Raw genomic sequence first — 12881 nt, forward strand, 5'->3', positions numbered from 1 at the left:
AATATTGCTATTTATGACAACATATTTATAAAAAAATGGCAATTAAGCCCTACCTTTGTAAGCATATAGAAAACCAAATGAATATTAAGCTCCATACGATTGAAGAAGCAATCGAAGACATAAAAGCAGGCAAAGTTATTATTGTGGTGGATGATGAAGACCGTGAAAATGAAGGAGATTTTGTCACTGCAGCTAGAAATGCAACTCCAGAAGTTATCAATTTCATGGCTACTCATGGTAGAGGTTTAGTTTGTGCCCCATTAACAGAAGAACGTTGCCGTGAACTTAATTTAGGTTTAATGGTAAACCAAAATACAGCAGTTTACGAAACAAATTTTACAGTGTCAGTGGATTTACAAGGTTATGGATGTACCACTGGTATATCAGCTTCTGACCGGTCCAAAACCATAAAAGCCTTAATCGATCCAAATATAAGACCGGAAGAGTTAGGCAGACCTGGACATATCTTTCCTTTGATTGCTAAGGATGGTGGTGTATTGAGAAGAACTGGTCATACAGAGGCATCTGTAGATTTAGCAAGACTTGCTGGATTTGAACCTGCTGGGGTATTGGTCGAAATTCTGAAAGATGATGGTGAAATGGCTAGGTTACCAGATTTGATTAAGGTAGCAGAGCGATTTGATTTAAAAATCATCAGTATTGAAGACCTGATCGAATACCGATTGAAACACGATACTTTGATCGAGGAAGAGGTTTCTGTAGAGATGCCTACACAATGGGGTGACTTTAAAATGAAAGCTTTCACGCAAAAAAATACAGGCGAGCAACACTTAGCTTTATACAAGGGAGAATGGAATGAAGATGAGCCTATATTAGTTCGTGTACACAGTTCTTGTATCACGGGTGATATCTTCGGTTCTTGCCGTTGTGATTGTGGCCCTCAATTACACAGGTCCATGGAAATTATTGAACAAGAAGGTAAAGGGATTATTGTTTATATGAACCAAGAAGGTCGTGGCATCGGACTAATCAACAAATTGCATGCCTACAAATTGCAAGAGCAAGGTGTAGATACCGTAGATGCGAACTTACAATTAGGCTTCAAACCAGATTTAAGAGATTATGGTGTAGGTGCGCAAATATTGCGGTATATGGGCGTTACTAAAATGCGTTTACTTTCCAACAACCCGACTAAGCGAGCTGGCTTAATTGGTTATGGATTAGAAATTATCGAAAACCTACCCATCGAAATTAATCCGAATCAACACAATGAAGCTTATTTAAAGACCAAGAGAGATCGAATGGGTCATACTTTAAATAATCTGTAAATAACATACAAAAGGAGACCCAATGGTCTCCTTTTTGTTTATAATCCAATAATTAATTCAATATCTAATTACCAAGATGAGAAATTCTTTATTCCTTGAACAGGCCTACCTTAATGGCAAATTCATCAGTAGCGATAAAACCTTTGAAATTTTCAATCCTGCGACTCAAAAAGCAATTGGTCAACTTCCAGACCTAAGCGTAGCGGATTGTTACCGGTATATCCAAACTGCTGAACAAGCTTGGCATCTGTGGAAAAAGGAATCCCTTGGATTTCGATCTCAATTAATTAGGAAGCTCAACCTGTTAATTGAAGAACATAAGAATGAATTGGCAGAAATAATGACCCTAGAAAGTGGTAAACCCATTCGGGAATCATTGACAGAAGTTGATTATGCGAATTCCTTTTTAGATTGGTTTGCAGAAGAAGGGAAACGTGCTTATGGAGAGACTATTCCATCAATTAATGGAAAGAATCATTTAATGACCATTAAACAGTCTATAGGTGTAGTCGCTGCAATAACCCCATGGAATTTCCCCTTAGCAATGATTACTCGAAAGTTAGCACCAGCCTTAGTCGCTGGATGTACATTAGTCTTAAAACCGGCTTCTCAAACGCCATTTACCGCAATTGCATTAGCTAAACTAGCTGATATGGCTGGTTTTCCAAATGGTGTGTTCAATGTCATTACCTCCACCGATAGCAAGGGAATTGGAAAAGCTTTAGCAACGAGTGATCTTGTCCGTAAGATTAGTTTTACAGGCTCTACCGCTGTTGGCAAAACCTTAATGGAACAAGCTGCAAGTACCATCAAACGGATTTCCTTAGAACTTGGTGGCAATGCACCAATGATTATATTCCAAGATGCAAATATAGATCAAGCCGTAGCAGGTTCAATCGCTGGTAAATTCAGGAATACAGGTCAGACCTGCGTTTCCATAAACCGCTTTTATGTGCATGAAACTATTTATAAAGAGTTTTGTGATAAGCTTACGATAGCCGTAAAAAACCTAGTGCTTGCAGATGGGCTTAATCCTGAGAGCCAAGTCGGGCCATTGATCAATCAAAAGGGTTTAGAAAAGGTGCAATCACACGTGGCAGATGCGGTTGCTCATGGTGCAAAAATTGAGACAGGAGGCGAAACCAAGGAAGGCTTATTTTATCAACCTACTGTTTTATCCAATGTACATCCGGACAGCCTGATTGCAAAAGAAGAAACATTTGGACCCGTCTGTGCACTTTTTAAATTCAGTACAGAAGAAGAAGTTTTGCAATTAGCCAATAATACAGCTTTTGGTTTAGCGGCATATTTCTATTCCGATAATGTTGCCCGTTGCTTTCGGGTATCGCAAGCTTTAGAAGCTGGAATGATTGGTATCAATACCGGATTAATTTCCAATGCCTCTGCACCATTTGGTGGTGTAAAACAATCGGGATTAGGAAGAGAAGGTTCTAAATACGGCCTTGATGAGTATATGGAATTAAAATACCTATGCTTTGCCGATTAATACCAAGCCATTTGGATTACCAAATATGGTATCGTAAACCCAACGTCAAATAGTTTGCATCCATGTGCTCGTTTTTAAATTGATACTTCGTTTTAAAACCACCATAAATGGATAAGCCTACCGTTGGAAAATATTGACTGACGCCTATTTGTCCAATAGCTTTTGTGAAATTTTCCTTTATCTTCATTGGACTAGTCTGCTCATCTTCAACTGCTGATTCATACGTAAAAAACTCCTGACTAAGTCCTAGACCTAAAAACACATTAAAATTAGATTTCTCCTTATTTAAAAATTGAATCAAATAATCAGCTCCAACACCTATAAATTCTCCCCGACCATAAACCTGTGCTTGCATAGACTGATGATTATCCAAATCATATCTTCCTTGCAATCCATAACTCGCATAAGGTGAAGAATCTTTAAATTGAATATCTGTCAAAAAACCCAAGGCCCATTGCTTTTCTTGTGCATTGGAAGATTGAATAGTCAGCATTCCAATAATTACGGCTAAAATATATCTCATATTAATCAACTTGTTCACCTTTATTATTTCTATATTTTTTATACAATTTCACTAATATCATTAAAAGCACAGCTAAAGAAATTAAGCCAACCACACCAAACACCCAACCTATGGTAGATTTTAAAATGACTAAAAACACGATTGCAAATAAAATCAGTGTGGATACTTCATTCCACAGCCTTAATTGGGTGGAAGTCCAACTCAAATTCCCAGCACGCAGTTGAAACATCATCCCTTGACATTTGAAATGGTAAATGACAAGCAGACCCACAAATACTAATTTAATTTGCATCCATCCTGTCAACAATAAGGCTGGATTTAGATAGAGTAAGACGAAAGCAGAACCCAGAACAATATACATGGCTGGTGTGGTTATCACCCACCATAATTTACGTTCCATAATCATAAATTGCTTATGCAGCACTTCATACTCTACTGTAGTTTTTTGTTTAGCTTCTTGATGATAGATAAATAGGCGTGGCATATAGAATAAACCAGCCATCCAACAAACCACGAATATTATATGAATTGCTTTTGCGTATAAATAGAGCATTTTAGATTCTTTATCTTATCAAAATTAACAATTATCTGTCAATCGGAAAGGGCAGCGCTCATAAAATCAGGGATGTCCCTAAGACTATACTTTCTATAAGTTATCGTTGTGAACAAAATAAAAGAAGGAACAATTCACTGCTCCTTCTTTTAATGTATTCGTTAAACCGATTAATACCGATATTCTTTAATTAATTCGACAGCATATTTCACATTGTCGAATGGAATATCAGGCATGATGCCATGTCCCAGATTGAAGATAAATCCTTCCTCGCCACGCATTCTTTCAAATAGATCCAAGATCTTCTTCTTAATTACTGGCTTATCTGCATAAAGCACAAATGGGTCTAGATTTCCTTGAACGGCTATACCCTTCGGTAAACCTTGTTTAATATGTAGTAAATCTGCATTCCAATCTACAGAAATAACATCAGGTTTCGTTTCCGCCATTAGAGGTGCAAATACGGAAGATCCTTTACAGAAGGAAATCACTGGAACATCTTTTCTATTTAATCTAGAAATAATATAATTATTATATTGATGACTGAACTCTTTATAATCGTTCCAGGATAAGGCCAGCGCCCAGCTATCAAATAATTGAACAGCATTAACACCTGCTTCAATTTGCATATTTAAATAAGCGACCGTTACATCCGCTATCTTTTGCAAGATACTATGCGCTAACTCCGGTTGATTATTCAATAATGTTTTAGTCAATTTAAAATCTTTTGAAGATCCTCCTTCGACCAAATAACTTAAAATAGTAAAGGGAGCACCTGCGAATCCAATTAAAGGAACTTGTTGATCTAATCGTTGTTTAATGACACGGATAGCATCACCCACATATTGCAATTTATCTAAACAATCTGTAGAAAGGTTTGCCGCATCTTGTTTGGAACGGATAGGATTCGAAAATCTTGGACCTACCCCTTGTTCAAAGGAAAGATCTCCACCCATTGCTTCCGCTGTCACTAAAATATCAGAAAATAAGATAGCCGCATCTACACCTAATAAATCAATAGGTAACATCGTTACATCCGCTGCAATTTCAGGTGTTTTACACATTTCTAAGAAAGAATATTTGTTCTTTATATCCCAATATTCCTTCATAAATCTACCTGCTTGACGCATCATCCATACTGGCGGCCTTTCTGTCGCTTGGGAAAATGCAGCACGTATTAAAAGATCATTTTTTAAATTATTCACTATATATGTTTATTTACTTCGTTTTTTATTTTTCCTATTATTTCCTGTTGGCGAGCGGTCAATCTTAATTTCTCTGCCAAATCAATGTAGCTGCTCACTCGAACATACTCTTGTTTTCGTAAATTTATATTAGCCAAATTGATCAATACCATTCCTTTTTCATTGTCGCGTTTCCAAGGTAACCTAGAAGCCAATTGAAAGTGATATTCCGCCTCATCAATGCGTTCCTCCTTTAAGGCAATATTACCCATCATAAATTCATAGAAATTCCGTCTTCCTTTTCGTAATTGATCTGGATTTTTAATTTCTGCTAATAGGGATTTTGTTTTTTCATAGTCTTGTTTATGAAATGCCTGTGTAGCTAAATAAACAGTACCCTCACGAAGGTAACTCCAAACCAAATAGGCTATTCCTCCTAAAATATAAATAGCCACATTATAATGCTTTGCAAACAAAGCATACACAAGGAAACCAATCGCAATTGCGATAACAATTTTACGTGCCGTAGTGTTCATGAAAACCTATCCCTGGTTATCTGTAAATTTATAACCAACGCCTCTGATGGAATGAAAATATATGGGATGCTTCTGATCCGGTTCAAAATATTTTCTAAAGGTCAGAATAAAATTATCAATCGTTCTTGTGGAAGGATAAACATCATAATTCCAAACCGTCTCTAAGATTTGTTCTCTAGATACGGCCTCATTACGACGTTCTATTAACAACTTCAAAAGCATAGTCTCTTTCTTCGTTAAAGATGAAATCGTCCCATCCGCATGATGTAATTCGAAAGAATTAAAATAAATAGTTTTATCACCAATCGTGTAGGAATTCAATTCTTTCAAATCGTCTCCCTTCATACCACGACGAATCAAATTGCTCACCCTCAAAATTAACTCTTCCAAATTGAAAGGCTTTATTAAATAATCATCCGCCCCTTTTTTCAAACCAGTGATCCGATCTTCTGAACTATTCTTTGCGGTTAAAAACATAATTGGAACCTCAGAATTGTGTAGGCGAATGGTATCTGCTACTTGAAAACCATCAATTTCTGGAATCATCACATCTAAAATAATGAGATTAAATCGTTCCTCTTTAAATAATTTTAAGGCTTTCTTACCATCGGTTGCCGTAGTTACACGATATCCTTCCAATTCTAAATTTAATTTGATAGCTTCCAAAAGATGCTCTTCATCTTCTACCAATAAGATTCTTTGCTTAGTTTGCATAATTTTCAAATGTTACTTCAAAAATACTCCCAGTAGGTGTGTTATCTTTTACCTTGATGGTAGCATAATGTTTTTGTAAAACTGTTTTTACGATATATAACCCCAAACCTGTTCCTTTAGTTTTGCGAGTCGCTTCACTACCTACTCGGTAAAATTTATTAAAGATAAGTTTTTTTTCCTCAGCCGGTATTCCTTCTCCATGGTCGGCCACAGAAAATATCAAATCGTTTCCTTGCACGAATAAATTGACATGCACTGTCGCACATGGTGGAGAATATTTGACCGCATTTTCAATTAAATTGGTAATTACGTTGGTGATGGCAAACTTATCGGCCTTGAGGAGAATACCAGATACTAGATCAGCCTTTATGACTTGAGTTTTGCACGCATTTTTCTGCAATCGATCTATCACCTCTTCAACCAATGAACTCATATCGATTTCTTCTTTTGGCAGTTGATACGCTCGATTCTCTAACTTCGTCGTCAACAAAACATTTTCCACCAAATCATCCAATCGCTCTATATCTTTTAACGAATTATTTAAAAATTCCTTCTGTTTCTCCCGTTCTAATTCTCTTTTTAGAATCGTTTGAATATATAGTTTTACCGATGCCAATGGCGATTTTAATTCATGTGTGATCGCTAACAAAAAGTTTTGCTGTTGTTGATTGATCTCATGTTCTCGATTGACGTGTTTTTTTAATCGAAATGCACCCCAAACAAAAATGAATAAAAAGATTAATCCTTCTCCTATGATCATCCCTTTACGGTCTGGCTCAAACTTAATTAGGATTATCCCCCACCATAATAATTGGGTTATTGCATAAAAGAATAAAAAGTAAAATAGAAATAAGGCTTTTTTCATACGTATATTCTCAATTGCAAAGGTACTTAAATACACATGGATAAGAAAACTCCAAAAACTTTATGACAGTAAACTTAGAATCAACATTTGCCTACCCAGTTCCTTAAACCTATCTTTGACTATGTTTACGGATAAAAAGCACCTATTCTTCGACTTAGATCACACCATTTGGGATTTCGATAAAAATGCCGAAGAAACACTTCAAGAGTTATATAAAAAATATAAATTTCAACAACTATTTAACTCATCTTCCCCAGATCGATTTATTGAAGCATATACCTTAAACAATCATCGCTTATGGAACCTGTATCATCATGGCCAAATCGATAAAACCACCTTAAGACATCTACGTTTTGCAGATACCTTTTCGCAATTAGGAGTAGACCCTAATTTATTTCCTACAGCATTTGAAAATGACTATTTAGAAATTTGTCCCACAAAAACGAATCTGTTTCCTCATGCACATGAGACATTGACGTACTTAAAGGGAAAATATCAAATGCATTTAATTTCCAATGGTTTTAAAGAAGCCTGTGAAAAAAAATTAGCGCATAGCAACCTTTACCAATACTTTGAAAACATCGTTATTTCTGAACTGATTGGAATTAATAAACCCGACCCCCGCATATTCCAACATGCATTGCAACTCGGAATAGCCCATAAGGATCAGAGCCTCATGATTGGTGATAATATTGACGCGGATGTCCGAGGAGCTATCAATGCAGGAATAGACGCCATTTATTTCAACCCTAATCAAGTTGAAAAACCAGCAGATATTCATTACATGATCAAAGACCTCGCAGAACTTCAAGAAATTTTATAAGCCCTTGCACGTTTTTCCTAAAAGATAATCTGTAAATAAATTGGAGATTTTTCCAACTATTTTACCAGGCGCCTCAAAATATTTTCATAAGCATCTGCAATTTTTTTCATACCGATATCATTCGGATGGGCATAGTCCACAGTAGAATTTACATCTAATTGGATACTGGAAGAACTTAACCAATGCAATTTTTTAATACCTTTTTTCTGCAATGCCTTTACAGTTTCTTCCGCCACTTTAGTACTTGCTGTATATTCATTTTCAGTACCCAGATTTAGAACCCCTTTTACGTTCGAAGAGCTATGGCCTGTCAACACAATAGGGACATGCGGATGATCTTTCCGTAAGAAAGAAACGGCATCCTCAATAAGCTTCGCGAGTTCATCTGCTGTTCTATCACCTCTTAATGACAAATTTGGAATACAATCCAGCACATAAACTTCCGCATCTATTTTATTCATCATTTCCAGAATAGGTTGTTCCAATCGACCATTACCTGAAAACGCTAAATTGATGATTGGTTTATTCATTAATCTTCCTAAAATATTTGTCCAACCTATCCCTGGACGACTTGCACAGGCACCTTGGGCAATGGAAGTACCATAAATAACAATCGGTTTGCTAGATTCCTTTTTAAATTCCAAAGTATATTTGGATGAAGTACCAATCTCCAACCATTGCACTTGATTATATAATGGTAAATACAAGCGATACACCTTATTTCCATGATGTCCTATATTTTCAAAACTATACTGTATGGTATCTCGAAACTGATACCTTCCATGCGCCCAACTCCACTCCTTATCCTTCGGATCAAATGCATACAAATCGAGCCCACTTACTCCTGTTGTTGGCATATGCGGCATGTTCAAACCACCGGCGACTTGGTACCGCACAAAAATACTATCTGCTTCGGTACTGAAGTCAACATAAACACCAGCAGCCTGTAATCCTAAATTCCAAACAGACTCTCGAACCTGATTTTTATACGTATTCGGAAGTCTCCCGAAGCCATCTTGCGGTTCTAGTTCAATTGAACGACCTGAAATCATCGTTGCATCCAGCGGACTTTGCCAAGTTTTATCTTGGCCTTTACTCAGCAAAATTAACATACAAAAAAGAGAGCTCAATAAGCTCTCTTTCCAAATATTGAAGGATATCTTCATTATAATACTTTAACGGTTACATTTTTCAACCAAATATCATCACCATGATCTTGGAATCCAATTACACCCGATTTAGTTTTTCCACCAACACTATTCAACAATTCGAATGCCAATGGCCATTTTTCTTTACTGAATTTACTGGATTGTAGTAATTGAGTCCATTCAGGAGTCCAAAATTCATATTCTACTACTTTCTCATCATTTTGGTAATGGGTAACTTTTCCTTTATTCACCACAATCTTAGCTCTATTCCATTCTCCAGCTGGGAAAGAATTCTGAGGTTTAGCCGGAATCATATCATATAATGATGCTGATTTACGATTTCCATCTACTCCTTGTTTAGCATCAGGATGACTAACATTGTCTAATAATTGATATTCCGGACTAGAAATATAGATCGGTTGTCCCTTCACCTCTTTGGCTAAGAAGAATACCCCTGAATTTCCAGCTTGCGAAATTCTCCACTCAAATTCCAATTCGAAATTTTTAAAATCATGCGCAAAAATGATATCTCCACCTTCCGCATTTTGAATGCCAGCAGGGCTTTTAGAAAATTTTAATGTCCCATTGTCAATACTCCATTTACTTGGCACATGGCTTTTATTATATCCTCTCCATCCGTTTAATGATGATCCGTCAAAAATCACATAAGCGCCTGCAGAGTTTTTCTTAAAGTCTTTAATACTTACTTTAGGAAGATCTAATAATTCATAGGCTGGAGCATTGGGATCAGCAACAGTGGCATTTTTCGTCGCACATGAACTAAGTGCTAAACCGATAGTGCTTATCATAACAAAAACAAAATTTCTTTTCATATGTATAGTTGATTATTTTAAAAGTCTAAATTAATTGAAAGAATTTGTAATAACAAGTATTAAAATTGTTGGCCTCCCATATCGCCCATATCCATGTTTTCTTCGCGGTTTTTCTTACTTCTATCTTGTATCCCGAATCGGTATGTAAAGCTCAAATTCACCATTCGCTTCATCCAGCGATGAGAAAAATTCACTTGTCTATCCGGTAAAATATTGGACATTTCAAATTTTCTAGAATTAAAAACATCCCTAACATTTAACGTTAAATTCGCTTTATTATTTAAAAGATCTTTCTTTAATGCTAAATCCACACCCATCATTGGATCCATTTTTCCTTGTAAACTTCGCATTCCTGATCGATAATCCCCTCTGATTTGTGCAGAAAAAGTAGGTGTCATTTTTAAATTTGTACTCAAATTACCGTGCCAATTAAAATTAGAAACAGGTTTCACATCAAATGCTGCTTTTGGATTCATTTGATTGTAAAACATGTTTGCATTCGCTGTAACATCCCACCAATTAAATAGATTGACCTTTGAAATTAGTTCAAAGCCCATCGCATTATTATCGGCAACATTTTCCCATCTGGAATAAGTAATGTTACTTCGATCCCCGACAATATCAGCTATCAAGGAATCCGGATAGATAAACGGCTGAGATACATCATTAGATCTACGGTAATAAACAGAACTTACGAAATTCCAATTGTCATAGAATTTTGAAAAACCCAATTCCAAGGCATGAATATCTTGTGGCATTAAATTAGGATTTCCTTGCATATAGCTTTGTTCGTTGGACATATCGATGAATGGATTCACCTGCCATCCTCGTGGTCGCTCTACCCGTCTTGTATAGCTTAATTGAACCTTATCACTTTGTCCATCTCCTACATCGTAACTTAAAAACACACTTGGGTAAAGTCTGAAATAATCCAATTTGCCATCGGTCTTTGTCGGATTAGATGGATTTAAGCCATAATAGGTCGAATTTAAATTCGCTTGTTCTGCTCGTAATCCTACTTGAACTCCAAACTTTTCTGTCAATTTCTTCTGGTAATTAACATACAAGGCATGAACCAAGCTTTCCATGTCAAAATTATTACTCACATTATAGTCCGGCAACAAAGGTCCACCTATAGAATCTAACAGGGAAAATTGAGTGTCCTCCGAATTACGGATGATGCTACGATAACCTGCTTCAAATTTATGTTCTTCGCCCAATGGTAAGGTATAGTCTAACTGAAAGTTCCAATTTCTACCGGCCTCTGAAGTCGTATTTCTACGATTCAAATTTGCCTTCCCACTCGCATATTCTTGAAAGAAGTTGTTGGTTCCATCCTCTGTATCATTACCAAATGATACATTCGCCATGATTTCCTCACCTTCCCGTTTAAAACCATGTTTAAAATCAAACTGAACATCAATGCCTAAATCATCTTCTAATTGTTTCGAATTCCTAAAACCGGTAGCTCCATAACCCGGCAGATTCCAATAGAAATAATTAAAGTCTTGAGTCCTATTATTAGATCTTAAGCTTAAATTACCAGCCAAACTGAGGGTTGTTTTCTCTGTCGCATAATAATCAGTACCCAAGCGGATGGTATGGTTGTCCCCTTTTCTCGTACTTTCTTCCTCATTTCGAGTCCGAGGACTAGTAGGTTGCACCATTCCATTGATAAAATCTGTATTATCGGTAAATCCTTCACCAACCATATTGCGTTTGGAAAAATTGTAACTACCAAAATAGTTTACCTTTCCTGGTCTATAATTTAAAGTGACTCCAGCTTGCGCATTTTCATAAGTACCCGCAGATACATTGACCGAGCCATTTAAACCTGTTCGTATATTTTTCTTTAAGATAATATTAACGATACCCGATTGTCCTTCAGCATCATGTTTAGCCGACGGGTTCGTCATAATTTCTACTTTGGAAATCGCATCTCCTGGCAAAGACTGCAAAAAGGCATTGATATCAGATCCTGCCATAGCAGATTCCTTCCCATCTATTAAAATGCGGACATTGGTCGACCCTCTTAAACTAATGGAACCATCAGACTGCAATTGCAATGTAGGCACATTGGCCAATACATCTTGCGCGGAGCCTCCGACACTCACTAAGCTTTGCGATACATCAAAAACTTTCTTGTCAATTCCTATTTGTAAATCGGGCAACTTTCCTTGCACCAATATTTCAGCCAATTCTTCCCCCTGCTCTACCAAAGCAATTTTGCCTAAATTTAAGGTCTCATTACCCGAAATTTTGACATCAGCTTTACTATAGGTTTGGTAGCCCAGTGCGCTAATTTGCAAGGTATACGTGCCTTTAGGAACATTGTTCAATAAAAACTTCCCTTGCTCACCTGATTGTTGACTGCGAACTGCACGGTTATTTTCTGTAGATAATAAACTTACACTTGCACCAACAAAAACCGTTACACTATCTTGTTGATAAACAGTACCAGATAGTTGCGCTTGTTGAGAATAGGCAAAAAATGGAGCAATAAATAAGAAAAAAATGGAAATTCTAGTAATATACATAGGATATCTAAGCTGTGATGATATCCGTAAAGTTGCATATAAAAACACGAAGTAACAGATAAGTAACCTTAATATTACTTAATTGCTATTCGACAGAAACCGTTAATCCTTCGGTTTTTAAGATTTTGCGATACACCTCCAATTCGGTTATGGATCCTTCTAAAACAATACATTTACCATCGTTGTGAACTTTAAAAGCGATGCGTGTAGCCTCCTCTCCCGAATATTGCAAATAATGCATTAGACAGAATATCACATGGTCAAATGTATTGACTTCATCATTCCACAAAATTAGTTTATGCGAATCCTTTATGGATGCAAGAATTTCTTCCAGGCTAAATGTTTCCTGCTCTACCTCGACACTCATAA

13 protein-coding genes are annotated in these 12881 nt (G+C 36.5%); 3 read left to right on the forward strand and 10 right to left on the reverse strand.

The annotated features are described in order from the left end of the window. The first annotated feature begins 77 nt into the window (after positions 1-77). Entirely contained in the window at positions 78-1289 is a 1212-nt protein-coding gene (locus ACFRAE_RS06505) for a bifunctional 3,4-dihydroxy-2-butanone-4-phosphate synthase/GTP cyclohydrolase II (protein ID WP_422796320.1), read from the forward strand. Between the two features lie 76 nt (positions 1290-1365). Then, complete coding sequence (locus ACFRAE_RS06510; protein ID WP_422796321.1) at positions 1366-2796, forward strand: NAD-dependent succinate-semialdehyde dehydrogenase; 1431 nt, start codon at positions 1366-1368, stop codon at positions 2794-2796. Positions 2797-2812: 16 nt separating this feature from the next. Here the strand turns inward: ACFRAE_RS06510 and ACFRAE_RS06515 are convergent, their stop codons facing one another. From ACFRAE_RS06515 to ACFRAE_RS06540, 6 genes are all read right to left on the reverse strand, one after another. Continuing rightward, positions 2813-3319 carry an outer membrane beta-barrel protein gene (locus ACFRAE_RS06515; protein WP_422796322.1) on the reverse strand — a complete coding sequence of 169 codons (507 nt, stop codon included), beginning with the start codon at positions 3317-3319 and terminating at the stop codon, positions 2813-2815. 1 nt (position 3320) lies between these two features. Continuing rightward, positions 3321-3872: a CopD family protein gene (locus tag ACFRAE_RS06520; RefSeq protein ID WP_422796323.1), complete on the reverse strand. Its 552-nt coding sequence runs from the start codon at positions 3870-3872 to the stop codon at positions 3321-3323. A gap of 170 nt (positions 3873-4042) precedes the next feature. Continuing rightward, entirely contained in the window at positions 4043-5080 is a 1038-nt protein-coding gene (gene hemE / locus ACFRAE_RS06525) for a uroporphyrinogen decarboxylase (protein ID WP_422796400.1), read from the reverse strand. After that, positions 5077-5592, reverse strand: a complete 516-nt coding sequence (locus ACFRAE_RS06530; RefSeq protein WP_422796324.1) for a hypothetical protein — start codon at positions 5590-5592, stop codon at positions 5077-5079. The genes hemE and ACFRAE_RS06530 overlap by 4 nt, the downstream gene beginning before the upstream one ends. A 6-nt stretch (positions 5593-5598) precedes the next feature. After that, positions 5599-6306, reverse strand: a complete 708-nt coding sequence (locus ACFRAE_RS06535) for a response regulator transcription factor (protein WP_422796325.1) — start codon at positions 6304-6306, stop codon at positions 5599-5601. Further along, positions 6296-7171, reverse strand: a complete 876-nt coding sequence (locus tag ACFRAE_RS06540; protein ID WP_422796326.1) for a sensor histidine kinase — start codon at positions 7169-7171, stop codon at positions 6296-6298. Before ACFRAE_RS06540 ends, ACFRAE_RS06535 begins: the two co-directional genes overlap by 11 nt. Before the next feature lie 121 nt (positions 7172-7292). Here ACFRAE_RS06540 and ACFRAE_RS06545 point away from each other — a divergent pair, with 121 nt between their 5' ends. Beyond that, on the forward strand, positions 7293-7994 hold the full coding sequence (locus ACFRAE_RS06545) for a YjjG family noncanonical pyrimidine nucleotidase (protein ID WP_422796327.1): 702 nt from the start codon (positions 7293-7295) through the stop codon (positions 7992-7994). Between the two features lie 56 nt (positions 7995-8050). Here ACFRAE_RS06545 and ACFRAE_RS06550 read toward each other — a convergent pair whose 3' ends face one another. The 4 genes from ACFRAE_RS06550 to ACFRAE_RS06565 all read right to left on the reverse strand — a co-directional run bounded on the left by ACFRAE_RS06550 (position 8051) and on the right by ACFRAE_RS06565 (position 12879). Then, positions 8051-9097 carry an SGNH/GDSL hydrolase family protein gene (locus ACFRAE_RS06550; RefSeq protein ID WP_422796328.1) on the reverse strand — a complete coding sequence of 349 codons (1047 nt, stop codon included), beginning with the start codon at positions 9095-9097 and terminating at the stop codon, positions 8051-8053. A 62-nt stretch (positions 9098-9159) separates the two neighbouring features. Further along, positions 9160-9975 (reverse strand): 3-keto-disaccharide hydrolase, encoded by an 816-nt coding sequence (locus tag ACFRAE_RS06555; protein WP_422796329.1) that lies wholly within the window; start codon positions 9973-9975, stop codon positions 9160-9162. Positions 9976-10034: 59 nt separating this feature from the next. Continuing rightward, a complete protein-coding gene (locus ACFRAE_RS06560) occupies positions 10035-12512 on the reverse strand; it encodes a TonB-dependent receptor domain-containing protein (RefSeq protein WP_422796330.1) in 2478 nt (825 codons plus the stop codon). 85 nt (positions 12513-12597) lie between these two features. Then, a complete protein-coding gene (locus ACFRAE_RS06565; protein ID WP_422796331.1) occupies positions 12598-12879 on the reverse strand; it encodes an ATP-dependent Clp protease adaptor ClpS in 282 nt (93 codons plus the stop codon). Positions 12880-12881 lie beyond the last annotated feature (2 nt).

Origin of the sequence: Sphingobacterium sp. HJSM2_6, from assembly GCF_049316305.1 — a bacterium.
Classification (GTDB): Bacteria; Bacteroidota; Bacteroidia; order Sphingobacteriales; family Sphingobacteriaceae; genus Sphingobacterium.

Excerpts from the sequence above, each read along its gene's own strand:
- ACFRAE_RS06520 (WP_422796323.1), bottom strand. The coding sequence starts at position 3,872 with ATGCTCTATTTATACGCAAAAGCAATTCATATAATATTCGTGGTTTGT.
- ACFRAE_RS06530 (WP_422796324.1), bottom strand. The coding sequence starts at position 5,592 with ATGAACACTACGGCACGTAAAATTGTTATCGCAATTGCGATTGGTTTC.
- ACFRAE_RS06510 (WP_422796321.1), top strand. The coding sequence starts at position 1,366 with ATGAGAAATTCTTTATTCCTTGAACAGGCCTACCTTAATGGCAAATTC.
- ACFRAE_RS06545 (WP_422796327.1), top strand. The coding sequence starts at position 7,293 with ATGTTTACGGATAAAAAGCACCTATTCTTCGACTTAGATCACACCATT.
- ACFRAE_RS06555 (WP_422796329.1), bottom strand. The coding sequence starts at position 9,975 with ATGAAAAGAAATTTTGTTTTTGTTATGATAAGCACTATCGGTTTAGCA.
- ACFRAE_RS06505 (WP_422796320.1), top strand. The coding sequence starts at position 78 with ATGAATATTAAGCTCCATACGATTGAAGAAGCAATCGAAGACATAAAA.
- ACFRAE_RS06535 (WP_422796325.1), bottom strand. The coding sequence starts at position 6,306 with ATGCAAACTAAGCAAAGAATCTTATTGGTAGAAGATGAAGAGCATCTT.
- ACFRAE_RS06565 (WP_422796331.1), bottom strand. The coding sequence starts at position 12,879 with ATGAGTGTCGAGGTAGAGCAGGAAACATTTAGCCTGGAAGAAATTCTT.
- ACFRAE_RS06540 (WP_422796326.1), bottom strand. The coding sequence starts at position 7,171 with ATGAAAAAAGCCTTATTTCTATTTTACTTTTTATTCTTTTATGCAATA.
- ACFRAE_RS06560 (WP_422796330.1), bottom strand. The coding sequence starts at position 12,512 with ATGTATATTACTAGAATTTCCATTTTTTTCTTATTTATTGCTCCATTT.
- ACFRAE_RS06515 (WP_422796322.1), bottom strand. The coding sequence starts at position 3,319 with ATGAGATATATTTTAGCCGTAATTATTGGAATGCTGACTATTCAATCT.